The organism is Citrobacter sp. A316 (assembly GCF_002042945.1).
GTDB lineage: Bacteria > Pseudomonadota > Gammaproteobacteria > Enterobacterales > Enterobacteriaceae > Citrobacter > Citrobacter portucalensis.
In genome coordinates this window covers 24,071-49,793 of the sequence record NZ_MVFZ01000030.1, presented here as the reverse complement: position 1 = coordinate 49,793, position 25,723 = coordinate 24,071, and the positions used below count along the sequence as shown (strand labels likewise).

At 53.0% G+C, this 25,723-nt stretch carries 24 protein-coding genes; 12 read left to right on the top strand and 12 right to left on the bottom strand.

Features of this window, described 5'->3' with window-relative positions; all coding sequences use genetic code 11:
- The first annotated feature begins 188 nt into the window (after positions 1-188).
- Complete coding sequence (locus tag BZK41_RS27340) at positions 189-365, top strand: hypothetical protein (protein ID WP_079940016.1); 177 nt, start codon at positions 189-191, stop codon at positions 363-365.
- A gap of 65 nt (positions 366-430) precedes the next feature.
- Here BZK41_RS27340 and zupT read toward each other — a convergent pair whose 3' ends face one another.
- The gene (zupT, locus tag BZK41_RS25415) at positions 431-1,204 is read right to left on the bottom strand and encodes a zinc transporter ZupT (protein ID WP_079940015.1); all 774 of its coding nucleotides are present in this window, start codon (positions 1,202-1,204) and stop codon (positions 431-433) included.
- A 147-nt stretch (positions 1,205-1,351) separates the two neighbouring features.
- Between zupT and ygiD the strand changes: the two genes are divergently transcribed.
- On the top strand, positions 1,352-2,140 hold the full coding sequence (gene ygiD, locus BZK41_RS25410; protein ID WP_079940014.1) for a 4,5-DOPA dioxygenase extradiol: 789 nt from the start codon (positions 1,352-1,354) through the stop codon (positions 2,138-2,140).
- 85 nt (positions 2,141-2,225) lie between these two features.
- On the opposite strand, the gene BZK41_RS25405 is transcribed toward ygiD, so the two are convergent.
- The 3 genes from BZK41_RS25405 to tolC form a co-directional block, all read right to left on the bottom strand.
- Positions 2,226-3,386, bottom strand: a complete 1,161-nt coding sequence (locus BZK41_RS25405) for a glutathionylspermidine synthase family protein (protein WP_079940012.1) — start codon at positions 3,384-3,386, stop codon at positions 2,226-2,228.
- Positions 3,387-3,391: 5 nt separating this feature from the next.
- The gene (locus BZK41_RS25400) at positions 3,392-4,069 is read right to left on the bottom strand and encodes a DUF1190 family protein (protein ID WP_079940011.1); all 678 of its coding nucleotides are present in this window, start codon (positions 4,067-4,069) and stop codon (positions 3,392-3,394) included.
- Positions 4,070-4,216: 147 nt separating this feature from the next.
- Positions 4,217-5,695: an outer membrane channel protein TolC gene (gene tolC, locus BZK41_RS25390; protein ID WP_139762669.1), complete on the bottom strand. Its 1,479-nt coding sequence runs from the start codon at positions 5,693-5,695 to the stop codon at positions 4,217-4,219.
- 199 nt (positions 5,696-5,894) lie between these two features.
- Between tolC and nudF the strand changes: the two genes are divergently transcribed.
- From nudF to parE, 5 genes are read left to right on the top strand one after another with little or no spacing between them, the layout of a single operon-like run.
- Positions 5,895-6,527: an ADP-ribose diphosphatase gene (gene nudF / locus BZK41_RS25385; protein ID WP_048225550.1), complete on the top strand. Its 633-nt coding sequence runs from the start codon at positions 5,895-5,897 to the stop codon at positions 6,525-6,527.
- A complete protein-coding gene (locus tag BZK41_RS25380; protein ID WP_003024582.1) occupies positions 6,524-6,946 on the top strand; it encodes a DUF1249 family protein in 423 nt (140 codons plus the stop codon). The genes nudF and BZK41_RS25380 overlap by 4 nt, the downstream gene beginning before the upstream one ends.
- A gap of 24 nt (positions 6,947-6,970) precedes the next feature.
- Complete coding sequence (gene cpdA, locus BZK41_RS25375; protein WP_008785825.1) at positions 6,971-7,798, top strand: 3',5'-cyclic-AMP phosphodiesterase; 828 nt, start codon at positions 6,971-6,973, stop codon at positions 7,796-7,798.
- The gene (yqiA, locus tag BZK41_RS25370; RefSeq protein WP_003024575.1) at positions 7,798-8,379 is read left to right on the top strand and encodes an esterase YqiA; all 582 of its coding nucleotides are present in this window, start codon (positions 7,798-7,800) and stop codon (positions 8,377-8,379) included. The genes cpdA and yqiA overlap by 1 nt, the downstream gene beginning before the upstream one ends.
- A gap of 28 nt (positions 8,380-8,407) precedes the next feature.
- Positions 8,408-10,300 (top strand): DNA topoisomerase IV subunit B, encoded by a 1,893-nt coding sequence (gene parE, locus BZK41_RS25365; protein ID WP_003024571.1) that lies wholly within the window; start codon positions 8,408-8,410, stop codon positions 10,298-10,300.
- 107 nt (positions 10,301-10,407) lie between these two features.
- On the opposite strand, the gene BZK41_RS25360 is transcribed toward parE, so the two are convergent.
- The 4 genes from BZK41_RS25360 to qseB form a co-directional block, all read right to left on the bottom strand.
- A complete protein-coding gene (locus tag BZK41_RS25360) occupies positions 10,408-10,722 on the bottom strand; it encodes a putative quinol monooxygenase (protein WP_003024557.1) in 315 nt (104 codons plus the stop codon).
- Positions 10,723-10,752: 30 nt separating this feature from the next.
- Positions 10,753-11,334 (bottom strand): NAD(P)H-dependent oxidoreductase, encoded by a 582-nt coding sequence (locus tag BZK41_RS25355; RefSeq protein ID WP_003838153.1) that lies wholly within the window; start codon positions 11,332-11,334, stop codon positions 10,753-10,755.
- Positions 11,335-11,443: 109 nt separating this feature from the next.
- A complete protein-coding gene (qseC, locus tag BZK41_RS25350) occupies positions 11,444-12,793 on the bottom strand; it encodes a quorum sensing histidine kinase QseC (protein ID WP_079940005.1) in 1,350 nt (449 codons plus the stop codon).
- On the bottom strand, positions 12,790-13,449 hold the full coding sequence (gene qseB / locus BZK41_RS25345; protein ID WP_079940004.1) for a quorum sensing response regulator transcription factor QseB: 660 nt from the start codon (positions 13,447-13,449) through the stop codon (positions 12,790-12,792). The genes qseC and qseB overlap by 4 nt, the downstream gene beginning before the upstream one ends.
- A gap of 150 nt (positions 13,450-13,599) precedes the next feature.
- Here qseB and BZK41_RS25340 point away from each other — a divergent pair, with 150 nt between their 5' ends.
- The 4 genes from BZK41_RS25340 to ftsP all read left to right on the top strand — a co-directional run bounded on the left by BZK41_RS25340 (position 13,600) and on the right by ftsP (position 18,792).
- Positions 13,600-13,998, top strand: coding sequence for a YgiW/YdeI family stress tolerance OB fold protein (locus BZK41_RS25340; protein ID WP_079940003.1), 399 nt, complete (start codon positions 13,600-13,602; stop codon positions 13,996-13,998).
- A gap of 118 nt (positions 13,999-14,116) precedes the next feature.
- Positions 14,117-16,375 (top strand): DNA topoisomerase IV subunit A, encoded by a 2,259-nt coding sequence (parC, locus tag BZK41_RS25335; RefSeq protein ID WP_079940001.1) that lies wholly within the window; start codon positions 14,117-14,119, stop codon positions 16,373-16,375.
- A 195-nt stretch (positions 16,376-16,570) separates the two neighbouring features.
- Positions 16,571-17,308, top strand: coding sequence for a 1-acylglycerol-3-phosphate O-acyltransferase (gene plsC, locus BZK41_RS25330; RefSeq protein WP_003024540.1), 738 nt, complete (start codon positions 16,571-16,573; stop codon positions 17,306-17,308).
- 71 nt (positions 17,309-17,379) lie between these two features.
- Entirely contained in the window at positions 17,380-18,792 is a 1,413-nt protein-coding gene (ftsP, locus tag BZK41_RS25325) for a cell division protein FtsP (RefSeq protein WP_003024538.1), read from the top strand.
- A gap of 16 nt (positions 18,793-18,808) precedes the next feature.
- Here ftsP and BZK41_RS25320 read toward each other — a convergent pair whose 3' ends face one another.
- A complete protein-coding gene (locus BZK41_RS25320; protein ID WP_079940000.1) occupies positions 18,809-20,284 on the bottom strand; it encodes a TrkH family potassium uptake protein in 1,476 nt (491 codons plus the stop codon).
- Between the two features lie 199 nt (positions 20,285-20,483).
- Between BZK41_RS25320 and BZK41_RS25315 the strand changes: the two genes are divergently transcribed.
- Positions 20,484-22,655 carry a YgiQ family radical SAM protein gene (locus BZK41_RS25315; protein WP_003024532.1) on the top strand — a complete coding sequence of 724 codons (2,172 nt, stop codon included), beginning with the start codon at positions 20,484-20,486 and terminating at the stop codon, positions 22,653-22,655.
- A gap of 5 nt (positions 22,656-22,660) precedes the next feature.
- Here the strand turns inward: BZK41_RS25315 and BZK41_RS25310 are convergent, their stop codons facing one another.
- The 3 genes from BZK41_RS25310 to dkgA all read right to left on the bottom strand — a co-directional run bounded on the left by BZK41_RS25310 (position 22,661) and on the right by dkgA (position 25,631).
- Positions 22,661-23,116 (bottom strand): HIT family protein, encoded by a 456-nt coding sequence (locus tag BZK41_RS25310; protein WP_008785817.1) that lies wholly within the window; start codon positions 23,114-23,116, stop codon positions 22,661-22,663.
- A 44-nt stretch (positions 23,117-23,160) separates the two neighbouring features.
- Positions 23,161-24,615, bottom strand: coding sequence for a DASS family sodium-coupled anion symporter (locus BZK41_RS25305; RefSeq protein WP_079939999.1), 1,455 nt, complete (start codon positions 24,613-24,615; stop codon positions 23,161-23,163).
- Between the two features lie 188 nt (positions 24,616-24,803).
- Positions 24,804-25,631 carry a 2,5-didehydrogluconate reductase DkgA gene (dkgA, locus tag BZK41_RS25300; RefSeq protein WP_079939997.1) on the bottom strand — a complete coding sequence of 276 codons (828 nt, stop codon included), beginning with the start codon at positions 25,629-25,631 and terminating at the stop codon, positions 24,804-24,806.
- Between the last annotated feature and the right edge of the window lie 92 nt (positions 25,632-25,723).

The following is a 25,723-nucleotide window of genomic DNA, read 5'->3' as shown; positions in this document are numbered from 1 at the left end:
TAGTGTGATCTTATCGACATTGTTTTAATTGTTTATAACGAGTTTGGCTAATAGATTATCCGCTGATTTATATGATCGAAATCATATATTTGTTTCTGGAATATGCCACTATATGAGTATGTCAGAATAAGGTTGTGTAAAATTTTAACGTTAAATGTTTAATGATGTTAAATTTTAAGGGTAGAATAATGTTTATTGCCTGGTATTGGATTGTATTAATTGCACTCGTTGCGGTGGGTTATTATTGTCATATGAAACGTTATTGTCGGGCGTTCCGCCAGGATAGAGATGCCTTACTCGAAGCGCGAAACAAACTCTTTCGTCGCTCCGGTGAAGATAACAGCGCGATCAAGGAACAGGAATAGCCTGTCAGGTTCTGCTATGGATGAGCGGATGCTGTAAATTCGTAGGGTGGCATCCGCCCTCAGGATTATCCTATACCCATGGACTGGAGGATGACGAGACTTAACCCCATCACCGACATTCCACAAAGTACCCCATAGCTGGGATTATTATTTGGGTCGATCTCTTTTGCCAACGGCATCAATTCATCGACGGACAGCGCCACCATAATACCTGAGACTGCCGCCATTATTGCCGCCATCACCACCGGTGATATCAGACTACCGAGAATTAACCACGCCAGTACGCCGCCCAATATTTCTGCCATGCCCGAGATCCCAGCCCAGAATATTGCCGTACGTTTGGAGCCTGTGGCGGCATAGACGGGACCCGCCACGGCTAGTCCTTCAGGAATATTGTGCAATGCAACGGCGAGGGCAATACCAAAGCCCAGTTCAAGATTGCTACTGGCGGTAACAAACGTCGCAATCCCTTCCGGAAAGTTGTGTAGGCTGATGCCGAGCGTTAATAAAATCGCGGTGCGTTTAATCGATCCGGGTAGAGGTTGCGTTGTTTTCTGTACCAGATCCTGAGGATGCGCGTGCGGCAATAGACGGTCCAGGCCAAAGTAACCCAGTAAGCCAACGATGAACATTCCGTAGCCTAATACCGGCGACATGCCTTCTGCGGCCAGCGCAGCAGGTAGCATCTCCATCAGAGAGATCAGTAGCATAATCCCGGCGGCGAAGCCTAAAGAAAAGGCGAGAACACGGTTAGACGGTTTTTGCCCTAACACGCCGAGAAATGCGCCGATAAACGTGGCGGCACCTGCCAGTAAAGTCAGAAGTAAAGGTACTGACATCGACAAATAAAACTCCTTATCAATCTGCTTTCCGGGTTGGATCGTCAAAATAACTGATGATCTTCATCATGGTTATCTGAGTTCTTCATCAACCGAATAAGCGTATTGTGGTGGTATCAAAATGACTCCCTCAGTAAGGATATCATCATGTCTTCAACTCGTATGCCAGCATTGTTTTTGGGTCACGGTAGCCCGATGAATGTTCTGGAAGATAACGTTTATACCCGTGCCTGGCAGCAATTGGGGGAAACGTTGCCGCGTCCGAAAGCCATTGTGGTGGTCTCGGCGCACTGGTTCACCCGTGAAACGGGTGTGACTGCGATGGAAGCCCCCAAAACGATCCACGATTTTGGCGGTTTTCCGCAAGCATTATATGACACCCATTACCCGGCTCCTGGCTCGCCTGAACTGGCGCAGCATCTGGTTAACTTGCTTGCTCCAGTGCCTGTTACCCTGGACAAAGAAGCGTGGGGTTTTGACCACGGTTCCTGGGGCGTGCTGATCAAGATGTACCCGAATGCGGATATTCCGATGGTGCAACTGAGCATTGATAGCACCAAACCCGCGGCCTGGCATTTTGAGATGGGCCGTAAGCTGGCGACGCTGCGTGATGAGGGCATTATGCTGGTGGCCAGTGGTAACGTGGTGCATAACCTGCGCACTGCGCGCTGGCACGGTGAGAACACGCCTTATCCGTGGGCGACCTCATTCAATGATTATGTTAAGGCAAACCTGACATGGCAGGGACCGGTTGAGCAGCACCCACTGGTGAACTATCTCGATCATGAAGGTGGATCGTTGTCGAATCCGACGCCGGATCACTACCTGCCGCTGCTGTATGTACTCGGGGCTTGGGACGGTAAAGAGTCTGTCACGATCCCGGTAGATGGTATTGAGATGGGAAGTTTAAGTATGTTGTCGGTGCAGGTTGGATGATGAATGCCCGATGGCGCTAAGCTTATCGGGCATTAAGTTCGTGCCGTAGGCCGGGTAAGGCGAAGCCACCACCCGGCACTCTCAATCATTCGACAAAAATATGCGGATAGAAACGTGACAGATCCTGCGTGATCAACGCGCGGTCTTCACGAATGCCAATCCCGGCTGGTTGATCGTTGATCAGCCAGCTGCCAATCAGCATATAGCTGTCGCCAAACTTCGGTAGCTGATGGAACTGCTGCACGATCATACCCTCTTCACCGTACGGACCTTCCACGGATTCGATGGTTTTACCGTTCTCAATGATGGAGACGTTAGCTCCCTCGCGCGAGAAGATCGGTTTGACGACGAATTTATCCATCTGCGGGTAGTCGTCTTCGGCGAAGTACGCTGGCAGCAGGTTCGGATGATTAGGGTACATTTCCCATAACAGCGGTAACAGTGCTTTGTTGGAAATAATGCTCTTCCAGGCCGGTTCCAGCCAGCGAACGCCAGCGTCTTCCAGCTTGGTGGAGAACATTTCACGCAGCATGAATTCCCACGGATAAAGCTTGAACAGGTTAGCGATTACCTGATCCTGCATATCGGTGAACTGACCTTTTTCACCAAGACCAATATCTTCTACATAGAGGAATTCAGTGGCGATTTCAGCTTCGGCCGCGCAATCCTGTAAATACTGGATCGTACCGCGATCTTCCACCGTATCACGACAGCAGGTCAGATGAAGCAGTTGAAAGCCATACTGCTCACGCAGCTCAGTGAAACGCTCGATCAGCTTTTCCTGCAGACTGTTGAACTGATCGCTGCCTTCCGGCAGGTTGCCCGCATTGAGCTGATCTTCCAGCCAGATCCACTGGAAAAACGCGGCTTCGTACAGTGAGGTTGGCGTATCGGCGTTGTTTTCTAAAAGCTTGGGTTCACCTGTGCCATCCCACGCCAGATCGAGACGTGAATAGAGCGACGGTTGCTGAGTCTGCCAGGACTGGCGGACAAAGCCCCAGGTATGCTTCGGAATGCGAAACTTGGTCATCAGCTCATCGCTGGCGATGACCTTTTCCACCACCTTGAGGCACATTTGATGCAGCTCTGCGGTGACCTCTTCCAGCTTTTCAACCTGAGCAAGGGGGAGTTTGTAGTACGCGTCTTCACACCAGTACGGCTCGCCATACATAGTGTGAAAATTGAAACCGTATTCGGTGGCTTTGTCGCGCCAGTCCGGGCGCTCAACAATACTGACTCTTTCCATGACGATCAGCCACCCATTGAACGAGTGGTGGTGCCGCTTGCGCTACGCTGCATGGTGCTCTGTTTAGCCACAGACTCACCAAATCCGCCGCGGGTTACGGTAGAGGTGGTGGCAGGTTTCGGTGCCATAGCGGTTTTCGGTACGGTCATGGTGCGACCCGGCGTTGCTGCGCCGTAGTTTTTACCGCCTGCATCCGTATATTTGCCGTAAGCCGGGCTGGCCGGATTTTTCGAGCTGAACAGCGGTTGCTGAGCGCCCATTCCGCCACCCATCAGTCGGCCCATCATGTAGCCCGCCATCAGTGGCATCCAGAAGCTGCCGCTGCTTTGATTCTGCGCCTGAGCCTGGCCTTCACCAGTTGGCGCCATACCTGCTTGCGCAGGAGCCTGCTGGCACTGGCCTTCGCCGAATTCAGCAATACAGTCTTCGCGAGTGGCGTATTTTGGCGCGGTACGTTCAGCTTCTTTCAGCGCATTGTTAAACGCGGTAGTACATTCGGCACTTTTACCCGGATTTGCCGCAGAGCAGTCGTCAGCGTTCTGATAAAGCGAAACCGTTTCGTCGCTCTTTTCACAGCCCGCGAGCATAAACACAGCGGTAACTGCCAGGGCGACAGGAGTCAGGTGGCGCGCGCTCCAGCTTTTGCGGAACGAGGCGTGATGTATAGATTTTGTCCGTTTCATTTATGTCTTCCAGGACCCAGTGGTAACTTTGCTCAGAATAGTGGATGACTGGTCGAAATTGAAGCGTTAAGAGGCGAGAATGCGGAAGAAGGAGGAGATCTTTACGTTGTCTTACGTTCAGACGGGGCCGAAGCCCCGTCATCAGCATCAGTTACGGAACGGGTTGTTGCCGTTGCTGCTGGTTGAACGTGCTGCAGTTGGCTGAGCTGCAGGCAGATTGCCGGTACCGTTGAAGTCATTCACGGCGGCATCTTGTTGCGGATTTTGCGGTGCCACGGTATCCGGCGTTGTGGATATCGGTTTACCCAGCGTATTGTTCAGTGCCACCAGATCCTGCTCGTTCAGCGTACCGAGCGCAAATTTAACGTTAAGCTGGTTGATAAGATAGGTATAACGCGCATTCGCCAGTTGCTGCTTGGCGTTGTACAGCGTAGTGGTGGCATCCAACACATCCACAATGGTACGTGTACCTACGGAATAGCCGGCTTCCATCGCATCTAAAGAGCTTTGGGCAGAGACAACCGCTTGTTTGTACGCATTAATGCTACTGATAGACGCATTAATGTTGTTGAACGAAGAACGAACGGTCTGCACCACGCTGCGGTGTGCGCTTTCCAGTTGTTCACTCGCGCCAACAAAGTTGTACTGCGCTTGTTTCACCTGCGAGTTAACCATTCCGCCCTGGTACAGCGGCAGCGAGAAGCTCAGACCAATTTTGTTCTGGCCCATGTTGCTGTCGTCGTACTGGGAGGTGTTGGTTTTAGAGCCGCTGTAAGAGGTGTCAGATACGCCGGTAGAGGCAGTCAAATTCAGAGTCGGTAAATGACCATCTTGCGCCAGACGAATCTGCTCACGCGCCAGATCCTGGCTCAAACGGGCCTGCAATAATGACAGGTTGCGGTTTTCAGCTTCTTTCAGCAGCGCGTTCACGGCCTGCGGTTTGTTGGTTTTAAAACCATCAACGTTCAGCGAAGCCAGTTCCGGGTAGTAGTTACCGGTTACCTGGCGCAGCTGTTCTACCGCGTTGTCCAGATTGTTACGCGCAGTGACTTCGTTCGCCAGTACGGTGTCGTATTGTGAGCGGGCGTTTTGCACGTCAGTGATGGCAACCAGGCCAACGTTAAAACGCTGAGTGGTCTGATCTAACTGACGATAGACCGCATCTTTCTGTGCCTGAGTGTAAGAAAGCACGTCAATTGCGTTCAGTACGTTAAAATAGGCCGTAGCGGTATTCAGGATCAGCGTTTGCTGATCGGTCTGATAGGTCACGTCCTGGATGCCCGCTGATTTTTCTTGCAGCGTCAGGGCACGCCATTTAGACATGTCAAAAATAGACTGAGTTAACTGCAAAGATGCGCTGGTAGCGTTGGAGTTGACGCCATTTGCATCACGGTAGCCATTGCTGTAGGTGTAATCGGCACCTAAACCCAGTTGCGGCAGTAATGGACTACGCGCTTCGTTAATTTTTTCGAATGCAGCATCGCGATCGGCGGCGGATTTACGCAATTCCGGGTTGCTCAGGCGTGCTTGCTGATAAACCTGCATCAGGTTTTCTGCCTGGCTCAAAGTACTGAACCCCGACAGGCTCAGGCCGATAAGGATGGGGAGCAATTTCTTCATTTGCATTCCTTGTTGTGAAGCAGTATTTAGCGCTGATCAAATTGTAAAAATATTTGCTGATTCTAGCAGAATCCGCCACTTCAAAAAGTTGGCGTTACGTGCCATACGGCGTTAATTTGCATCAATTTAACACAAGGGCGTTCAAACATCAGTCAAACGACCTTGAAATTCACATTTTAATCACTATTGGTTTCAGGACAGCACAATGCGTAAACCAGACAACTTGCCAATGACTTTCACTAAAAATGATGTAGAAATTATTGCACGAGAAACGCTATACCGCGGTTTTTTTTCACTGGATCTTTATCGGTTTCGCCACCGCCTGTTTAACGGGGGGATGAGCGGTGAGGTAACGCGCGAAATTTTTGAGCGCGGACACGCGGCAGTCTTGCTACCCTTTGACCCTGAGCGGGATGAAGTTGTGCTGGTCGAGCAGATTCGTATTGCGGCATTTGATACCAGCGAAAGCCCGTGGCTACTGGAAATGGTAGCCGGAATGATCGAAGAGGGCGAAACCGTTGAAGATGTAGCCCGTCGTGAAGCAATGGAAGAGGCCGGGCTGGAAGTTAAAAGGACGAAACCCGTTCTGAGCTATCTGGCAAGCCCGGGTGGCACCAGTGAGCGTCTGTCTATTTTAGTCGGCGAAGTGGACGCCACGACCGCGAGCGGAATACACGGTCTGGCTGATGAAAACGAAGATATTCGTGTTCATGTGGTAAGCCGGGAACAGGCTTACCAATGGGTAGAAGAGGGGAAAATCGACAACGCAGCGTCTGTCATCGCCTTGCAATGGTTACAGCTGCACTATCAAGAGTTAAAAACTGAGTGGAAAAAATGAAGCGTTACACACCTGACTTCCCTGAAATGATGCGTCTGTGCGAAACCAACTATTCGCAATTGCGCCGCCTGCTGCCACGTAATGATGCAGCCGGTGAAACAGTGAGCTATCAGGTAGCAAACGCACAATATCGGTTAACGATCGTTGAATCGACCCGATACACTACGCTTGTCGCGATCGAACAAACGGCACCGGCCGTCACTTACTGGAGCCTGCCGTCATTGACTGTGCGCCTGTATCATGACGCAAGGGTGGCTGAAGTGTGTTCAAGTCAGCAGATCTTTCGCTTCAAAGCGCGGTATGATTATCCAAATAAAAAGTTGCATCAACGCGACGAAAAGCATCAAATTAATCAGTTTCTGGCCGACTGGTTACGGTACTGTTTAGCACATGGAGCGATGGCGATTCCGGTTTATTAGCGTCGTGAAACCTAAGGACACCATTTGGAAAGCCTGTTAACCCTTCCTTTGGCTGGTGAGGCCAGAGTCAGGATCTTACAAATTACAGATACTCACCTGTTTGCCGAAAAGCATGAAACGCTGCTGGGTGTGAACACCTGGGACAGCTATCAATCCGTACTGGATGCAATACATGCAGAGTCGCCTGAGTACGATCTGATCGTCGCGACGGGTGATTTGGCGCAGGATCAATCCGCTGCGGCTTATCAGCATTTTGCTGAGGGCATCGCAAGTTTTCGTGCGCCCTGCGTTTGGCTACCCGGCAATCACGATTTTCAGCCGGCAATGTACAGCGCGTTGCAGGATGCGGGCATTTCCCCGGCCAAACGCGTTTTCATTGGCGAACAGTGGCAGATCTTGCTGCTCGACAGCCAGGTGTTCGGCGTTCCCCACGGTGAGTTAAGTGAATTTCAGCTCGAATGGCTGGAGCGTAAACTTGCTGATGCGCCAGAGCGTAATACCTTGCTGCTACTGCATCATCATCCTCTGCCTGCGGGCTGCAGCTGGCTCGATCAGCACAGTCTGCGTAATGCCGCTGAGCTGGATAACGTGCTGGTGAATTATCCTCGCGCCAGGTATCTATTGTGCGGGCATATTCATCAGGAACTTGATCTGGACTGGAACGGTCGCCGTCTGCTGGCGACACCGTCGACCTGCGTGCAGTTTAAACCGCACTGCTCCAACTTCACATTGGATACCATCAGCCCCGGCTGGCGGACGCTGGAGCTTTTTGCCGACGGGACGTTGCAGACTCAGGTACGTCGTCTGCAGGGTAATCGGTTCCACCCTGATACCGCTTCAGAAGGCTACTGATGTCTACGCTTCTCTATCTTCACGGATTTAATAGCTCTCCTCGTTCGGCGAAGGCGTGTTTACTGAAAAACTGGCTGGCGGAGCACCATCCGCACGTTGAGATGATTGTACCGCAGTTGCCGCCGTATCCGGCCCAGGCCGCAGAGATGCTGGAATCGATCATTCTTGAACATGGCGGAGAATCGCTGGGGATTGTCGGCTCCTCATTAGGCGGTTATTACGCTACCTGGCTGTCGCAATGTTTTATGCTGCCGGCAGTGGTGGTGAACCCTGCTGTACGGCCTTATGAACTGCTGGTCGACTATCTCGGTCAAAACGAGAACCCCTACACGGGGCAGCAATATGTGCTAGAGTCACGCCATATTTACGATCTTAAAGTCATGCAGATTGACCCGCTGGAAGCGCCGGATTTGATCTGGCTGCTCCAACAAACGGGCGATGAAGTGTTGGACTACCGCCAGGCGGTGGCGTATTACGCCTCCTGCCGTCAGACAGTTATTGAGGGCGGAAACCACGCATTCACGGGCTTCGAAGATTATTTCAACCCGATTGTCGATTTCCTTGGACTGCACAGTTTCTGACGATCAATTCGAATTGCTTATTTAAACCATGACGCAAACTTATAACGCTGATGCCATTGAGGTACTCACTGGGCTTGAGCCGGTACGCCGTCGCCCAGGGATGTACACCGATACGACCCGTCCGAACCATCTTGGGCAGGAAGTGATTGATAACAGTGTGGATGAAGCACTGGCGGGCCACGCGAAACGCGTGGACGTGATCTTACATGCCGACCAGTCTCTGGAAGTCATTGATGACGGACGCGGAATGCCGGTAGACATTCACCCTGAAGAGGGCGTTCCGGCGGTTGAGCTGATCCTCTGTCGTCTGCACGCGGGCGGCAAGTTCTCCAACAAGAACTACCAGTTCTCCGGTGGTCTGCACGGCGTGGGTATCTCCGTTGTTAACGCCCTGTCCAAACGTGTGGAAGTGAACGTGCGCCGTGACGGGCAGGTATACAACATCGCGTTTGAGAATGGCGATAAAGTGCAGGATTTACAGGTTGTCGGGACCTGCGGCAAACGCAATACCGGGACCAGCGTGCACTTCTGGCCGGATGAAAGCTTCTTTGACAGCCCGCGTTTTTCCGTTTCGCGCTTAACACATGTACTAAAAGCAAAAGCGGTACTGTGCCCGGGTGTTGAGATCACTTTTAAAGATGAGGTCAACAACAGCGAACAGCGCTGGTGCTACCAGGATGGTCTGAATGACTATCTGAGCGAAGCGGTGAATGGCCTGCCGACGCTGCCGGAAAAACCGTTCATCGGTAATTTCAGCGGTGAGACGGAGACGGTGGACTGGGCGCTGCTCTGGCTGCCGGAAGGCGGCGAGCTGCTTACCGAAAGCTATGTGAACCTGATCCCAACCATGCAGGGCGGTACGCACGTTAACGGTCTGCGCCAGGGACTGCTGGATGCGATGCGTGAGTTCTGCGAATACCGTAATATCCTGCCGCGTGGCGTGAAGTTGTCTGCAGAAGATATCTGGGATCGCTGTGCTTATGTGTTGTCGGTAAAAATGCAGGATCCGCAATTCGCCGGACAAACCAAAGAGCGCCTCTCTTCGCGTCAGTGTGCGGCATTCGTCTCTGGCGTGGTGAAAGATGCTTTCAGTTTGTGGCTGAACCAGAACGTGCAGTCAGCCGAATTGCTGGCTGAGATGGCGATTTCCAGCGCGCAGCGTCGTCTGCGTGCGGCGAAAAAAGTAGTGCGTAAAAAGCTGACCAGCGGTCCGGCGCTGCCGGGTAAACTGGCTGACTGTACCGCACAGGATCTTAATCGTACCGAACTGTTCCTTGTCGAAGGTGACTCGGCTGGCGGATCGGCCAAACAGGCGCGCGATCGTGAATATCAGGCGATCATGCCGCTGAAAGGTAAGATCCTCAATACCTGGGAAGTCTCTTCCGATGAAGTACTGGCTTCGCAGGAAGTTCACGATATTTCCGTGGCGATCGGCATCGATCCGGATAGCGACGATCTGAGCCAGCTGCGCTACGGTAAGATCTGTATCCTGGCGGATGCGGACTCCGATGGTCTGCACATTGCCACACTGCTGTGTGCGCTGTTTGTAAAGCACTTCCGCACGCTGGTGAAACACGGTCACGTCTACGTGGCGCTGCCGCCGTTATACCGTATCGACCTCGGTAAAGAGGTGTATTACGCGCTGACGGAAGAAGAGAAAGCGGGCGTACTGGAGCAGTTAAAGCGCAAGAAAGGCAAGCCGAACGTGCAGCGCTTTAAAGGTCTGGGTGAAATGAACCCGATGCAGCTTCGTGAAACTACGCTGGATCCGAACACCCGTCGCCTGGTGCAGCTCATCATTGATGATGAGGACGATCAGCGTACCAACGCAATGATGGATATGCTGCTGGCCAAGAAGCGTTCTGAAGATCGTCGTAACTGGTTGCAGGAGAAAGGCGACCTGGCGGATCTCGAAGGGTAATTGCATGTAGAAAAGCCGGAAAGGGGCGTAAAATGCCTTCTCCGGCTCTCATCTGACGAAGCGATTATATGCCGGATAGCAAAGCGTCATCCGGCAAATCGACAACCTTAAATACCCGACTCCAGAATACGAATATTCATGTCCAGCACGTCACCCTTCACGGCTTCGCTGTAGGCTTTCATATGCGGGGTCTGCAAATGCGCTTCAAGATGCGCGATGCTTTCCCACTGCTCAACCATCACGATTGAATCTGGCGCTGTGGTCTGAAAACTCACACCTGCGGCATGATCCACCATCGGCGCATAGCCGTGGCAGCCTTCTTCTTTCAGTACGGTCGGAACGATTTTAGCAAACTGATCCAGTACCGCCTGGCGGTGATGTTGACCTGGACGTGTACGGATTTCTGCAATAACGGTAAGCATGGTTAACTCCTTCTAATTCCAGGTTACCAGTTAACCAAAAATTTCGGTCAGATGCTTGCGATATTCTGCGATATAACGCGGGACGTCCGGCATTTTAATCACGTCATTGGTGATAAAGGTCGGCAGCGCTTCCATTCCCAGGAACTGATTTGCTTTATGGAACGGGAGATAAACGCCATCAACGCCAACGCCATGGAAGAACTGGTCTTTTTCAGTGAAGGCTTCCATCGGTGCGTTCCAGGTCAGGGACAGCATGTATTTTTTGCCCTGAATCAGCCCGCCGGAGCCGTATTTTTTAGAGGCATCTGAACGTGTGCGACCGTCGCTGGCATACAGTGTGCCGTGACCTTCGGTAAACACGTCATCGATGTATTTTTTCACGGTCCACGGTGCGCCCATCCACCAGCCAGGCATCTGCCAGATAACCGCATCGGCCCAGACGAAATTCTGCACTTCTGTTTTTACGTCATAATCGCTGTCTGCGCGTACGACTTTAACATCATGCCCGAGGTCGCGCAGGATACCGTCCGCGACCTCGGTCAGGGTGTCATTCAGTTGACCATTAGAATGGCCGAATTTTTTCGCCCCATTGATAATCAGAATGTTGCTCATTTTGTGTCCTCAAGGAAATACGTTTGAGGACGATTTTACTCCCACCAGCGGTGCGGTGAAATTAGCAAAATGTGCAAAGTCTTTTGCTATATGAGCAACAATAACGCAATTACCAACTGACTTTTGCTTCAAAGCCACCTTCCGGAGCGTTGCCAAACGAGGCTGACATCCCATGCAACATCGCGATACGACGGACAATCGACAGACCGAGACCGCTGCCAGTCACGCTTTGTCCCGGCGGACGATAAAAGCGTTCACCGATGTGTGTAAGTACCTCCGGCGCAACGCCCGGACCATTATCTTTGACGCTGAAGTTACGGGCGTTGAGCGTCACTTCCACAATGCTCCCCTGCGGACTGTAGCGAATGGCATTATCCAGCAGATTTCGTACCATCAGGCTCAGCAACAGCGGCTGTCCTGTGCGCGTGATATTGTGAGCGTTAATCTGCAAACGTACGTCAATATGTGCCTGCTGGGCCGGGTGGTAGATATCCATCACCGCGGACTGCAGTAGCTCCTCCAGTGAGATTTCCGCCACATCCTGAAGATTATCGAGGGAGTCGAGTCGAGAAAGCGTCAGGAGCTGATCGACCAGTCGGGTGGCGCGTTCAATTCCCGCATGCAGCTGCGCCAGCGCTTTTTCCCGCGTTTGCGGGTCGTCGTCTGACAATTGCACCACTTCGGTTTGCACCTTCAGCGCGGTCAACGGACTGCGCAGCTCGTGAGCGGCGTCAGAGGTAAAGCGCCGTTCGCGGACCATCATAGAGTGGATACGTGTAAACAACTGATTAAGCGATTCAACCAGCGGGCGCACTTCGCTTGGCACACCTTTCGGGTCGAGCGGCTCTTCTGATTCCGGGGCGCGCCAGCGCAGGGCCTGCGCCAGTTTTTTTAGCGGCCTGAGTTCACGACTCAGCATGACCACCAGGATCAGCAACATCAGCGGCAGCGCAACCAGCCACGGGGTTAACTGTGCGGTAAGGATCGACAGCGCCATATCCTCCCGATATTCCCACTCCTGGCCCACCACAATGCGATATTTTCCATCAGCGGAATTTAGCCACAGGAAGCGCCAGGAATCGTTGTCGCCCCTGAGTTGGCCGTCGCTAAACCCTTCCCGGCTGTAGCTGTAGGGAATATCCTGGCCATTGTCGCCATCGTGTAGCACCATTTTGCCGTCGGTGGAGTAGATGGCAAACGCCAGTGCGTCGTCATCAATATGGCCATGCTTCAGTTTCTTTGGCGTGCGGGCCATATTGCTTGAGGTGGTGACATCGCTGATATCCAGCGTGCTGAGTCGCTTGGCGAACAGCATAAGCTGGGTATCAAACAGCTCGTCGACATTATTGGTAGTCTGCCTCCAGGCTACAAAACTGGATACGGCCCAGGTAGCTGATGCCAGAATCAGAAAAATAAGCGTTAGCCTGACGCGCAGGCTGAGGCGTTGTGTGAGTTTCATGCGTCACCCAGGGTATAGCCAATGCCATGCACGGTACGGATAAAGTCGCTGCCGAGCTTACGGCGTAAGTGATGGACGTGGACCTCAACCGCATTGCTGGAGACATTTTCGTCCCAGGTATACAGTTTTTCTTCGATCAGTTTGCGGGGCAGGACGCGACCTTTGTTGCGCATCAGCAGTTCCAGCAGCGCGAACTCTTTAGGTTTGAGTGACAAGGGTTCACCCGCCGTCGTGGCGACCAGCGCGCCGGGATCGAGCGTTACCTGACCATGGCGTAATGTGTTGCTGGCCTGGCCGCTGGCACGACGCACCAGCGCCTCCAGTCTGGCGGCAACCTCGATCAGCGCAAAGGGTTTGCACAGATAGTCATCCGCCCCCAGGCGCAGGCCTTCTACGCGTTCCGCCAGCGCGTCGCGAGCGGTCAGAATTAGCACCGGCTCCTGTTTTCCTTTTGCACGCCATTCGCGCAAAATATCGCGCCCATCTATGCCTGGCAGCGTCAGGTCGAGGATTACCGCATCATAAGGTGCGCTGTAGAGCGCTTCTTTCCCTTGGCGACCTTCGGTAAACCAGTCGATACTGAAACCCATTTTACTCAGACCTGTTTTCAGGCCATCGCCAATCAACGTGTCATCTTCGATCAGTAAAATACGCATATGTTCATCCCTGCGATAACTCATTTGCAGTCAGTAAACCTGTGGCTACAGTCTCTGTACAGCAAAAAAAGTATCTTTTTTTGCCTTAAGAACTTGTTAAGGATTAACTTATTTAATAGTCGTAAACCAACATGAAAGGGAGACATGACGATGAAAAAATTAGCTGCAATGGTTGCCGTAATGGCACTGTGTTCCGCACCTGTTCTGGCAGCTCAGCAGGGCGGCTTCTCTGGGCCAACGACAACCACCACGCAGAGCCAAAACGGCGGATTTGTCGGCCCGAACGGTAGCAGCACGACGGTAGAAAGCGCCAAATCACTGCGTGATGACACCTGGGTTACCCTGCGCGGGAACATCGTTGAGCGTATTTCCGACGACCTGTATGTGTTTAAAGATGCGACCGGCACGGTGAATGTGGATATCGACCACAAGCGCTGGAACGGCGTAACCGTTACACCGCAGGATGTGGTTGAAATCCAGGGTGAAGTGGATAAAGACTGGAACTCCGTTGAAATCGACGTGAAACAGATTACCAAAGTTACTAAGTAATCCCCATCAGGGCCGCATTCGCGGCCCTTTTCTTTGTGACTCAACACGCCAGATAGGGTAGTATCTGCGGCAATATTGCCCTTCAATAGAGGGGTACAAAGTTGAGGAACCACGATTAATGAGCGATATGGCAGAGCGCCTGGCGCTGCATGAATTCACGGAAAACGCCTATCTGAACTACTCCATGTACGTCATCATGGACAGGGCGTTGCCGTTTATTGGCGATGGTTTGAAACCCGTTCAGCGTCGCATCGTGTACGCGATGTCCGAACTGGGGCTGAATGCCAGCGCCAAATTTAAAAAATCCGCCCGTACAGTCGGTGACGTGCTGGGTAAATACCATCCACACGGCGACAGCGCCTGCTATGAAGCGATGGTGCTGATGGCGCAGCCGTTCTCTTACCGTTACCCACTGGTTGACGGGCAGGGGAACTGGGGGGCACCGGACGATCCGAAATCCTTCGCGGCGATGCGTTATACCGAATCACGTCTGTCTAAGTATGCGGAAGTCCTGCTGGGTGAACTCGGTCAGGGAACGTCGGACTGGGTGCCTAACTTCGACGGCACCATGCAGGAGCCGAAGATGCTGCCTGCGCGTCTGCCAAATATTCTGCTGAACGGCACGACCGGTATTGCCGTTGGTATGGCAACGGACATTCCGCCACATAACCTGCGTGAAGTGGCAAAAGCAGCGATTACTCTGATTGAGCAGCCGAAAACGACGCTGGATCAGTTGCTGGATATCGTGCAAGGGCCGGATTACCCAACCGAAGCTGAAATCATTACCTCGCGCGCGGAAATTCGTAAGATTTACGAAAACGGACGCGGCTCCGTACGTATGCGTGCGGTCTGGACGAAAGAAGACGGCGCGGTGGTGATTTCCGCGCTGCCGCATCAGGTTTCCGGGGCTAAAGTGCTGGAGCAGATCGCTGCTCAAATGCGCAATAAAAAGCTGCCGATGGTAGACGACCTGCGCGACGAGTCGGATCACGAAAACCCGACCCGTCTGGTGATTGTTCCGCGCTCGAATCGTGTGGATATGGAGCAGGTGATGAACCACCTGTTTGCTACCACCGATCTCGAAAAAAGCTACCGTATCAATCTGAACATGATCGGTCTTGATGGTCGTCCGGCGGTGAAAAACCTGCTGGAGATCCTCACCGAATGGCTGGCGTTCCGCCGTGATACTGTGCGTCGCCGCCTGAATTATCGTCTGGAAAAAGTGCTCAAGCGCCTGCACATCCTTGAAGGTTTGCTGGTGGCGTTCCTCAACATTGACGAAGTCATCGAAATTATTCGTCATGAAGATGAACCTAAGCCAGAGCTGATGTCGCGGTTTGGTATTTCTGAAACTCAGGCTGAAGCCATCCTTGAGCTGAAATTGCGCCACCTTGCCAAACTCGAAGAGATGAAAATCCGCGGTGAGCAGGATGAGCTGGCGAAAGAGCGCGATCAGTTGCAGGCCATTCTGGCTTCCGAACGTAAAATGAGTAACCTGCTGAAGAAAGAGCTGCAGGCCGATGCAGACGCCTATGGCGACGATCGTCGCTCTCCGTTGCAGGAACGCGAAGAAGCGAAGGCGATGAGCGAGCACGACATGCTGCCATCTGAGCCGGTGACCATCGTGCTGTCCCAGAGTGGTTGGGTGCGTAGCGCGAAAGGCCACGACATTGATGCGCCGGGATTAAGCTATAAAGCGGGCGACAGCTTTAAGTCGGCAGTGAAAGGTAAAAGCAATCAGCCGGTGGTGTTCGTGGACTCCACCGGACGCAGCTATGCCATCGACCCGATTACTCTGCCGTCGGCGCGCGGTCAGGGTGAACCGCTGACCGGGAAGCTCACGCTGCCGCCGGGTGCGACGGTTGAGCACATGCTGATGGAAGGCGACGATCAGAAACTGCTGATGGCTTCTGATGCAGGCTACGGTTTTGTCTGCACCTTCAATGACCTGGTCGCACGTAACCGCGCAGGCAAGGCATTGATTACGCTGCCAGAAAATGCACGAGTCATGAAGCCAGTAGTGATTGAAAATGAAACCGATATGCTGCTGGCGATTACCCAGGCCGGTCGCATGTTGATGTTCCCGGTAAGCGATTTACCGCAATTGTCGAAAGGCAAAGGGAACAAGATCATCAATATCCCTTCAGCGGAAGCGGCGAAAGGCGAAGATGGTCTGGCGCAACTTTACGTGCTGCCGCCACAGAGCACGCTGACTATCCACGTCGGTAAGCGCAAAATCAAACTGCGTCCTGAAGAGTTGCAGAAAGTGACCGGTGAGCGCGGTCGTCGCGGCACGCTAATGCGTGGTCTGCAGCGTATCGACAGCATTGAGATTGACTCGCCTCGACGCGCCAGTCACGGCGACAGCGAAGAATAACGCTACCGTCCGGCTCTCCCTGTTAAAACCCAGGGAGAGCCAACGTTAAAAATTCCCGTGAAACCGTTGTTTATTCGTGCGTTGCGATTAACAATACGCTTTTCCAGAGAGCCGCCCTTAACAAAGCCCTAACCTGATACCGCATGATGAATCAGGTGACGTAAAATGCCAGGCTCTTAGGCCTTAGAGGTTGTTATGCTATATATTTTTCGTTTAATTATTACTGTTATTTACTGCGTTCTGGTCTGTATTTTCGGTTGCATATACTGTCTGTTCAGTCCACGAAATCCAAAACACGTTGCAACGTTCGGTCATATGTTTGGCCGCCTGGCTCCCCTTTATGGCCTGAAGGTCGAGTGCCGCATGCCGGCAGACGCGCAGAACTATGGTAATGCTATCTATATTTGTAACCATCAGAACAACTATGACATGGTTACCGCTGCGAATATCGTTCAGCCGCCGACGGTGACGGTAGGTAAAAAAAGCCTGCTGTGGATCCCTTTCTTCGGGCAGCTGTACTGGTTAACCGGTAACCTGTTGATTGACAGAAACAACCGCGCAAAAGCACACAGCACCATTGCTGCCGTGGTAAATCATTTCAAAAAACGCCGCATTTCTATCTGGATGTTCCCAGAAGGAACGCGTAGCCGTGGTCGCGGTCTGCTGCCGTTTAAAACCGGTGCGTTCCATGCGGCGATTGCTGCTGGTGTCCCGGTCATTCCGGTGTGCGTTTCCACAACCTCGAACAAGATAAAATTAAACCGACTCAATAATGGTCTGGCGATTGTCGAGATGTTGCCGCCGGTGGACATTAGCCACTTTGGGAAAGATCAGGTTCGTGAACTGGCAGCGCATTGCCGCACGCTGATGGAACAAAAAATCGCAGAACTCGATAAAGAAGTTGCTGAGCGGGAAGCCGCCGGTAAGGTTTAATCCGCGCAATTCGGGTTTTTTACAGGAAATGACTTCCTGCGTGTTAATAGCCAGTTTTTTATGGAGTTTATATGTCATTCAGTCGGCGTCAGTTCATTCAGGCATCGGGGATCGCACTGTGTGCAGGTGCTGTTCCGCTGAAGGCTAATGCTGCCGGTCAGCAACAACCGTTACCCGTGCCTCCGCTGCTGGAATCCCGCCGGGGGCAGCCGCTATTTATGACGCTGCAACGTGCGCACTGGTCCTTTACACAAGGCACGCGCGCACCTGTCTGGGGAATTAACGGCCGCTACCTGGGACCGACAATTCGCGTCTGGAAAGGGGATGACGTCAAGCTTATCTACAGCAACCGTCTGACTGAAAATGTCTCGATGACCGTCGCCGGGTTACAGGTACCAGGTCCGCTGATGGGCGGCCCGGCGCGCATGATGTCCCCGAATGCTGACTGGGCGCCAGTGCTGCCGATTCGCCAGAATGCCGCCACGCTGTGGTATCACGCCAATACGCCAAATCGTACTGCTCAGCAGGTCTATAACGGCCTTGCCGGGATGTGGCTGGTTGAAGATGAAGTGAGTAAATCACTGTCTATTCCCAACCACTATGGCGTGGATGATTTTCCGGTCATTATCCAGGACAAGCGGCTGGACAACTTTGGCACGCCGGAATACAGCGAGCCCGGCAGCGGTGGCTTTGTCGGTGATACGCTGCTGGTCAATGGGGCGCAAAGTCCGTATGTCGAAGTCTCCCGCGGCTGGGTGCGTTTGCGTTTGCTGAACGCTTCAAACTCGCGTCGTTACCAGCTGCAAATGAGCGATGGCCGTGCGCTGCATGTGATTTCCAGCGATCAGGGTTTTTTACCTGCGCCTGTTTCGGTGAAACAGCTCTCGCTGGCACCGGGCGAGCGTCGAGAGATCCTGGTGGATATGACTAACGGAAATGAGGTCTCTATCACCTGTGGTGAGGCAGCCAGTATTGTCGACAGGATCCGCGGGTTCTTTGAGCCTTCCAGTATTCTCATCTCCACGCTGGTATTGACGTTGCGCCCGACAGGTCTTCTGCCGCTGGTGACCGACAGCCTGCCAATGCGCCTGCTGCCAACGGAAATCCTTAGCGGTTCGCCGATTCGCAGCCGTGATATCAGCCTGGATGACGACCCTGGCATCAACGGTCAGTTGTGGGACGTCAACCGTATGGATATTACTGCCCAGCAGGGCTCCTGGGAGCGCTGGACTGTGCGGGCGGATATGCCTCAGTCTTTCCATATTGAAGGCGTCTCGTTCCTGATCCGTAATGTGAATGGCGCGATGCCGTTCCCGGAAGACAGAGGCTGGAAAGATACCGTCTGGGTCGACGGCCAGGTTGAATTACTGGTTTATTACGGACAGCCTTCCTGGGCCCATTTCCCGTTCTACTTTAATAGCCAGACGCTGGAAATGGCGGATCGTGGCTCAATCGGACAGATGTTGGTGAACCCGGCGCCGTAATGCGCCGGGGTTCCCGTTACGCCCGCCAGAACATGCGCGAGAACAGGATCAGAATGGGGTAAATCTCCAGACGCCCCATGATCATGGCCGCGCACATCAGTAGCTTTGCTTCCTCATTTAAGGTGCCAAATGTCGTGGCGGTGACGCCAAATCCCAGCCCCATATTGTTGATGCAGGCGGCGACGGTGGCAAAAGAGGAGAAGAGATCGTAGCCCATCAGATTGAGCGCCCAGATAAAAAAGCTGGTGAACAAAACGTAGAGAAAGAAAAAGCTCCATACCGAACGCACCACCCGGTCGCTTACCACGCTATTGCCCACTTTGATATTCAGCAGGGCGCGGGGATGCGCGAGCTGGTGTAACTCCTGACGGCACTGCTTGAACATAATCAAAAAGCGTAGCACCTTAATCCCGCCGCAGGTCGAGCCCACACAACCGCCGAAGAAACTGGCGCTGAGCAACATAAAGATCGTGTGCGAAGGCCACTGCGCGTAATCCGCCGTCGACAGGCCATTATCTGTCAGCATCGAACTGGCCAGAAAAAAAGCATGCACCAGGCTGTCCGTTAATCCGTACATGCCTGCCCGCCAAACTTGCCAGGTGGCGATCAGAGTGACGACCAGCGCAATCAACAAAAAGAAACGCAGTTCGGCATTGCGACGAAAGGGCTTGAAGGTACGTTTCACGATAGCAACGTACCAGAGGGTGAAGTTAAACGCAGACAGCAGTGAAAACAGTCCGGCAACTAGCTCAATAGCGTGGCTGTTATAAAAGCCGATGCTCTCGCTGCGAGTGGAAAATCCGCCGAGAGAGACTGTAGATAGCCCGTGGCATAAGGCATCGAAGAACGACATCCCGGCAGCCCAGTAGGCCAGAGTACAAATAAGCCCCAGAATGACATAGGTCATCCACAGCGTACGTGCAGTATCAGCAAGTCTTGGCGTGAGGCGTTCTTCTTTAAAGGGGCCCGGCATTTCAGACTGATACAGCTTCATGCCGCCAATACCCAGCAGTGGTAACACCGCCACGGCGAGGACAATAACCCCCAGGCCACCAATAAAATTAAGCTGAGCCCGGTAGTACAGATACGATTTTGGCATGGCGCTGACGTCGCCAATTACCGTTGCGCCCGTGGTGGTAATCCCGGAAACCCCTTCAAACAGGGCATCCGCAAAAGAGAGGTTTAAGCCATCGTCCATCCACATCGGCATCGCGCTGATAAACGAAAACAACAGCCAGAACAGGACGATAATGACGAAACCATCCCGTGTTCGCAGTTGAATACCCGCATGTTTGGTTGCCAGCCACGCCCCGCCGCCGAGGGTGAAGAAAGTCATAAACGTGCTGAAAAAAGCGAACAAGCTCCGCTCTTTATTTAACAACGCGATGGTCATCGGTGGCAGCATAGAAAAGCTGTAGAGAAGAACCAGAAACCCACACAGGTGAACAACAACCCGTAACTGGGAAATATGCAGTGAATCGTTGAGTCGCAATGAAAAATCCCCCGCCGAAAAAGAGTTATCTCAGCTGGCCGGCATGGTGTTAATTATGATTGATAAAAATGAGTGTCGTAAAATTTAACAATTTATATAACTTTCTACTGCTCTGGTTCAGACTCCACTTCATTTCTTGCCGGCATACAGCGTATAATCCCCGGCCTTTGATTATTTTTTTACCATTTTTGGAAGCATTATGAGCGCAATATCCCTGATCCAGCCGGACAGAGACCTTTTCTCCTGGCCGCAGTACTGGGCTGCCTGTTTTGGCCCGGCACCGTTTTTGCCGATGTCACGCGACGAAATGGACCAACTTGGCTGGGATAGCTGCGACATCATTCTGGTTACCGGCGATGCATACGTCGATCATCCCAGCTTTGGCATGGCAATTTGCGGCCGTATGCTGGAAGCGCAGGGCTTTCGTGTAGGGATTATCGCCCAGCCGGAGTGGAACAACAAAGACGATTTTATGCGTTTGGGTAAACCGAACCTGTTCTTTGGTGTGACCGCAGGCAACATGGACTCGATGATCAACCGCTACACCGCCGATCGCCGACTGCGCCATGACGATGCCTACACGCCTGACAACGTAGCAGGTAAACGCCCGGACCGTGCCACGCTGGTCTATACCCAGCGCTGTAAAGAAGCATGGAAAGACGTGCCGGTTATTCTCGGCGGTATTGAGGCCAGCCTGCGCCGTACCGCGCACTATGACTACTGGTCTGATACCGTTCGTCGCTCTGTTCTGGTGGATTCCAAAGCCGACATGCTGATGTTCGGCAACGGCGAACGTCCACTGGTGGAAGTGGCGCATCGTCTGGCGATGGGTGAAACCATCGATCAGATCCGCGACGTGCGTAACACTGCGATTATGGTTAAAGAAGCGCTGCCGGGTTGGAGTGGGGTGGATTCCACGCGTCTCGACACGCCGGGCAAGATTGACCCGATCCCGCATCCGTATGGTGAAGATCTGCCGTGTGCTGACAACAAACCTGTGGCACCGAAAAAGCAGGAAGCGAAAGCGGTAACCGTACAGCCGCCGCGCCCGAAACCGTGGGAAAAAACCTACGTGCTGCTGCCGTCCTTCGAAAAAGTGAAGGGCGATAAAGTGCTGTATGCGCATGCGTCGCGTATCCTGCACCACGAAACCAATCCAGGCTGCGCGCGTGCGCTGATGCAAAAGCACGGCGATCGCTACATCTGGATCAACCCGCCAGCCATTCCGCTCTCTACCGAAGAGATGGATAGCGTCTTTGCTCTGCCGTACAAGCGCGTGCCGCATCCGGCGTATGGCGACAGCCGCATTCCTGCCTATGAGATGATCCGTTTCTCGATCAACATTATGCGTGGCTGCTTTGGCGGTTGCTCGTTCTGCTCGATCACCGAGCACGAAGGTCGCATCATCCAGAGCCGCTCTGAAGACTCGATCATCAATGAAATAGAAGCTATTCGCGATACCGTTCCAGGCTTTACCGGCGTGATTTCTGACCTCGGCGGCCCAACGGCAAACATGTATATGCTGCGCTGTAAGTCACCGCGCGCGGAGCAGACCTGCCGCCGTTTGTCATGCGTCTACCCGGATATCTGTCCGCACATGGACACCAACCATGAACCGACGATTAACCTCTATCGCCGTGCACGTGATTTGAAAGGCATTAAAAAGATCCTTATCGCTTCGGGCGTGCGTTATGACATCGCGGTTGAAGACCCACGCTATATCAAAGAGCTGGCGACCCACCACGTTGGCGGCTATCTGAAGATTGCGCCAGAGCATACCGAAGAAGGCCCGCTGTCGAAGATGATGAAGCCGGGGATGGGCAGCTACGATCGCTTTAAGGAATTGTTCGATACCTACTCGAAACAGGCGGGTAAAGAGCAGTATCTGATCCCGTACTTTATTTCCGCGCACCCAGGTACGCGTGACGAAGATATGGTGAATCTGGCGTTGTGGTTGAAGCAACGTCGTTTCCGTCTGGATCAGGTGCAGAACTTCTATCCATCGCCGTTGGCGAACTCCACAACCATGTATTACACCGGGAAAAACCCGCTGGGTAAAATTGGTTATAAGAGTGAAGACGTGGTGGTGCCGAAAGGTGATAAGCAGCGTCGTTTGCATAAAGCCCTGCTGCGTTACCACGATCCAGCCAACTGGCCGTTAATCCGCCAGGCGCTGGAAGATATGGGTAAAAAGCATCTGATCGGCGGTCGTCGCGAATGTCTGGTTCCGGCACCTACGCTGGAAGAGATGCGCGAAGCGCGTCGCCAGAACCGTCATACCCGTCCGGCGTTGACCAAGCACACACCGGTGGCGCACCAGCGTCAGACACCTGCCGCAAACAAAAAACGCGGGAAAGTAGCGGGACGCTAATCTAGCTATGCTTCACGAATTCTGGCCGCTAATGCGGCCAGTTTTGCATCATCCGCTCGTTCATGATCGTGTGATGACAAATATCCTTCATACTGCTCGAAAAATTTGTTCTGCCGCGCTTCAATCGGTTTCCAGTGGGTTAGATCGCCAGTGCCATGCATGGGGCTTAATTTGCTGTGCACATGGTCTACGCCGAAACCTTCGAAGAACATCCCGGTACGACTGACATCCGGGAAAGCCTTATCCAGTTTCTTAGCCACTTTTTGGGTTGCCAGCATCAGGTCAGCCAGCGCCTGCGGCGGCATATCGAAGGCATAGCTGGGGTAATGCTTTTTCGGGATCACCACGGTAAAACCGTCGGTGTTCGGGAAAATCGACAGAAAAGCCAGATGGTGCTCGTCTTCCCAGACCTTATGGCAGGGTGCTTTACCTTCAACAATTTGACAGAAAATACAGGTCATTCCTTTTCTCCGCAGGTAAGGTGATTCGTCAGGACGCAGTCAGTTTAGTACAGACCTAACACCTTCCACCACATCAGACCCACGGTGATAAACACCGCCTGGTTAAACAAGCTGATGATAAATCCTGTGCGCCACCAGACGCCCGTTGGAACGTACCCGGCACCAAACAGGATTGGACCGCGAGCGTGGGTGTACTGGGTGAGCGAGCAGTACAAACTGCTGGTGAAGGCCAGCATTAATGCCGTGGGGGCTGCGGGAATATTCAGATGCAGACCGACGCCGAGGAAAACGGCGTACAGCGCGGCAATCTGTGCATTACCGCTGGCAAAAAAGTAGTGGGTATAGAAGTAGGCGGCGTTCAGCAGCAGCAGGACGATCACCCAACTTGTACCGTGCATGGTACTGCTCAGGCTATCGCCGATCAGATTGCCAAACCAGGTGGTGAAGCCCAGTTTTTTCAGCTGGTTCGCCATCATCAACAGCGCGGCAAACCAAATCAGCGTGTCCCATGCGCCTTTCTCGCTCTTCACATCTTCCCAGCTCAGAACGCCGCTTAGCAATAAAATGGACAGCCCCACGAACGAGGCAGTGGTGGCGTCGACGCCTAACGTATCGCCAAAAATCCACAGCACCAGCAGCACGCCGACGGTAGCCAGCATCAGCCATTCGCCGCGAGACATACTGCCCATTTCCGCCAGCTCTTTGCGCGCCAGATTCGGGGCATCCGGCGTGTGTTTAATTTCCGGGCGCACGATCCAGTAGACCAGCAGTGGAACCAGCAGTAAGGACACCAGGCATGGCAGCAGCGCCGCCATAAACCAGCTGCCCCAGGTCAGCGTGACGCCCGCATTGGCCGCCAGCTTCACCGCTAACAGGTTGCCGGTATAGCCGGTCATAAAGAGCGCGGCGGTGACGTCGTTGACGTTGCCAATACAGGTTATAAGAAAGGTACCGATTTTACTGCGGGACTCATCTTCCGGGTTCGAATGGAAACTACGTGCCAGAGAGTCGGCAATCGGATAGATGACGCCGCCGCAGCGTGCTGTATTACTCGGCATTGCGGGAGATAGGATCAGATCGGCAAAGGCCAGACCGTAGGCGAGCCCTAGCGTGCGCTTGCCGAGCAGGCGGATCATCTGCAGCGCAATGCGTCGTCCGAGGCCGGTTTTGATAAACCCGCGGGCAATCATAAAAGCCACGACGATAAGCCAGATAAGTGAACTGTTCAGCTCACTCAGTGCCGTGGTGATAGCGCCGCTGGCGGTTTTATCCCCGGCAGCATAGGCGAGTGCAAAAACCGTAATCCCAATAATGCCGACCGCGCCGATGGGTAAAACTTTTGCCACGATAGAGGCAATAGTCGCGACGAAGATAATTGCCGAATGCCAGGCTGGCGCACTTAACCCGGAGGGAGGGGTCAGCTGCCACAGTCCGGCAGAGATGAATATTATAAGAATTAATGGGAGCCATTTGACTCCGCTACTTTTTTTCTCAGTCACGTTTACGCACCTATGGGTATGGTAAATACATTCATTAAATGAATATATTTATTTAATAATTAACAGGTTATGTTGCGTAATGCTGCTCCAGCGACTGCAAGAAATACATCAATATATGTGTGTGAATTGTTTCCTGATATTTCAAATCAGTAAAGGCCCGACGAGAGTGTCGGGCTGGAGGGAAGGGGTTAACCGCCGAACTGCTCCGGGTCTGGCCCCAGACGTTTGCCCTGATCAAGCTTCGCGATTTCGCCTAATTCGTCTTTATCCAGGCGGAAGTCCCAGACGTTAAAGTTTTCTGCGATACGCGCCGGGGTGACTGATTTCGGAATAACCACCAGACCGCTATCCAGATGCCAGCGGATGACGATCTGCGCCGGTGATTTGCCATATTTCTCAGCGAGGTCGCGGATGATCTTTTGATCGAAGACGTCTTTGCCGCCTTGCGCCAGCGGACTCCAGGATTCGGTCTGGATTTTATGCGTTGCGTTCCAGGCGTGCAGCTGGCGCTGTTGCATAAGCGGATGAAGTTCGATCTGGTTAATCACCGGAGGTACGCCGGTTTCATCCATCAGCCGCTGGAGATGATTGATCTGAAAGTTGCAGACGCCGATGCTCTTAATCAGACCTTCTTTTTGCAGGTCGATCATGTTTTCCCATGCTTCAACATAGTGGTCGATCGCCGGAACCGGCCAGTGCATCAGGTACAGATCGAGGTAATCAAGCTGGAGTTTTTCCATGCTTTCAAGCAAGGCTTCCCGGGGGCGTTTTTGGTCATCATTCCACAGCTTGGTGGTAATGAATAACTCGTCCCGTGGTACGCCAGCATCGCGTATTGCTTTGCCGACACCTTCTTCGTTTTTGTACGCCGCAGCGGTATCAATTGAGCGATACCCCACTTCCAGCGCTTTATGAATGGCGGTGATGACTTCTTCGTTGCTTGCCTTCCAGACCCCCAGGCCCAGTTGCGGCATGACGTTACCATCCTGTAGTTTGATAATGGTTGGACCGGTCATAATTCCCCCCTGAATGACTGTCACCGGAGCAGCCCCCGGTGACATAGGTGTGACTTAAGCCTGGTATAAATACCCAAAAACGAAAGGCGGAG

What these genes read in the sequence shown, in the direction of transcription:
- BZK41_RS27340 (WP_079940016.1), top strand. Translation starts at nt 189, where the DNA reads ATGTTTATTGCCTGGTATTGGATTGTATTAATTGCACTCGTTGCGGTG.
- zupT (WP_079940015.1), bottom strand. Translation starts at nt 1,204, where the DNA reads ATGTCAGTACCTTTACTTCTGACTTTACTGGCAGGTGCCGCCACGTTT.
- ygiD (WP_079940014.1), top strand. Translation starts at nt 1,352, where the DNA reads ATGTCTTCAACTCGTATGCCAGCATTGTTTTTGGGTCACGGTAGCCCG.
- BZK41_RS25405 (WP_079940012.1), bottom strand. Translation starts at nt 3,386, where the DNA reads ATGGAAAGAGTCAGTATTGTTGAGCGCCCGGACTGGCGCGACAAAGCC.
- BZK41_RS25400 (WP_079940011.1), bottom strand. Translation starts at nt 4,069, where the DNA reads ATGAAACGGACAAAATCTATACATCACGCCTCGTTCCGCAAAAGCTGG.
- tolC (WP_139762669.1), bottom strand. Translation starts at nt 5,695, where the DNA reads ATGCAAATGAAGAAATTGCTCCCCATCCTTATCGGCCTGAGCCTGTCG.
- nudF (WP_048225550.1), top strand. Translation starts at nt 5,895, where the DNA reads ATGCGTAAACCAGACAACTTGCCAATGACTTTCACTAAAAATGATGTA.
- BZK41_RS25380 (WP_003024582.1), top strand. Translation starts at nt 6,524, where the DNA reads ATGAAGCGTTACACACCTGACTTCCCTGAAATGATGCGTCTGTGCGAA.
- yqiA (WP_003024575.1), top strand. Translation starts at nt 7,798, where the DNA reads ATGTCTACGCTTCTCTATCTTCACGGATTTAATAGCTCTCCTCGTTCG.
- parE (WP_003024571.1), top strand. Translation starts at nt 8,408, where the DNA reads ATGACGCAAACTTATAACGCTGATGCCATTGAGGTACTCACTGGGCTT.
- BZK41_RS25360 (WP_003024557.1), bottom strand. Translation starts at nt 10,722, where the DNA reads ATGCTTACCGTTATTGCAGAAATCCGTACACGTCCAGGTCAACATCAC.
- BZK41_RS25355 (WP_003838153.1), bottom strand. Translation starts at nt 11,334, where the DNA reads ATGAGCAACATTCTGATTATCAATGGGGCGAAAAAATTCGGCCATTCT.
- qseC (WP_079940005.1), bottom strand. Translation starts at nt 12,793, where the DNA reads ATGAAACTCACACAACGCCTCAGCCTGCGCGTCAGGCTAACGCTTATT.
- qseB (WP_079940004.1), bottom strand. Translation starts at nt 13,449, where the DNA reads ATGCGTATTTTACTGATCGAAGATGACACGTTGATTGGCGATGGCCTG.
- BZK41_RS25340 (WP_079940003.1), top strand. Translation starts at nt 13,600, where the DNA reads ATGAAAAAATTAGCTGCAATGGTTGCCGTAATGGCACTGTGTTCCGCA.
- parC (WP_079940001.1), top strand. Translation starts at nt 14,117, where the DNA reads ATGAGCGATATGGCAGAGCGCCTGGCGCTGCATGAATTCACGGAAAAC.
- plsC (WP_003024540.1), top strand. Translation starts at nt 16,571, where the DNA reads ATGCTATATATTTTTCGTTTAATTATTACTGTTATTTACTGCGTTCTG.
- ftsP (WP_003024538.1), top strand. Translation starts at nt 17,380, where the DNA reads ATGTCATTCAGTCGGCGTCAGTTCATTCAGGCATCGGGGATCGCACTG.
- BZK41_RS25315 (WP_003024532.1), top strand. Translation starts at nt 20,484, where the DNA reads ATGAGCGCAATATCCCTGATCCAGCCGGACAGAGACCTTTTCTCCTGG.
- BZK41_RS25310 (WP_008785817.1), bottom strand. Translation starts at nt 23,116, where the DNA reads ATGACCTGTATTTTCTGTCAAATTGTTGAAGGTAAAGCACCCTGCCAT.
- dkgA (WP_079939997.1), bottom strand. Translation starts at nt 25,631, where the DNA reads ATGACCGGTCCAACCATTATCAAACTACAGGATGGTAACGTCATGCCG.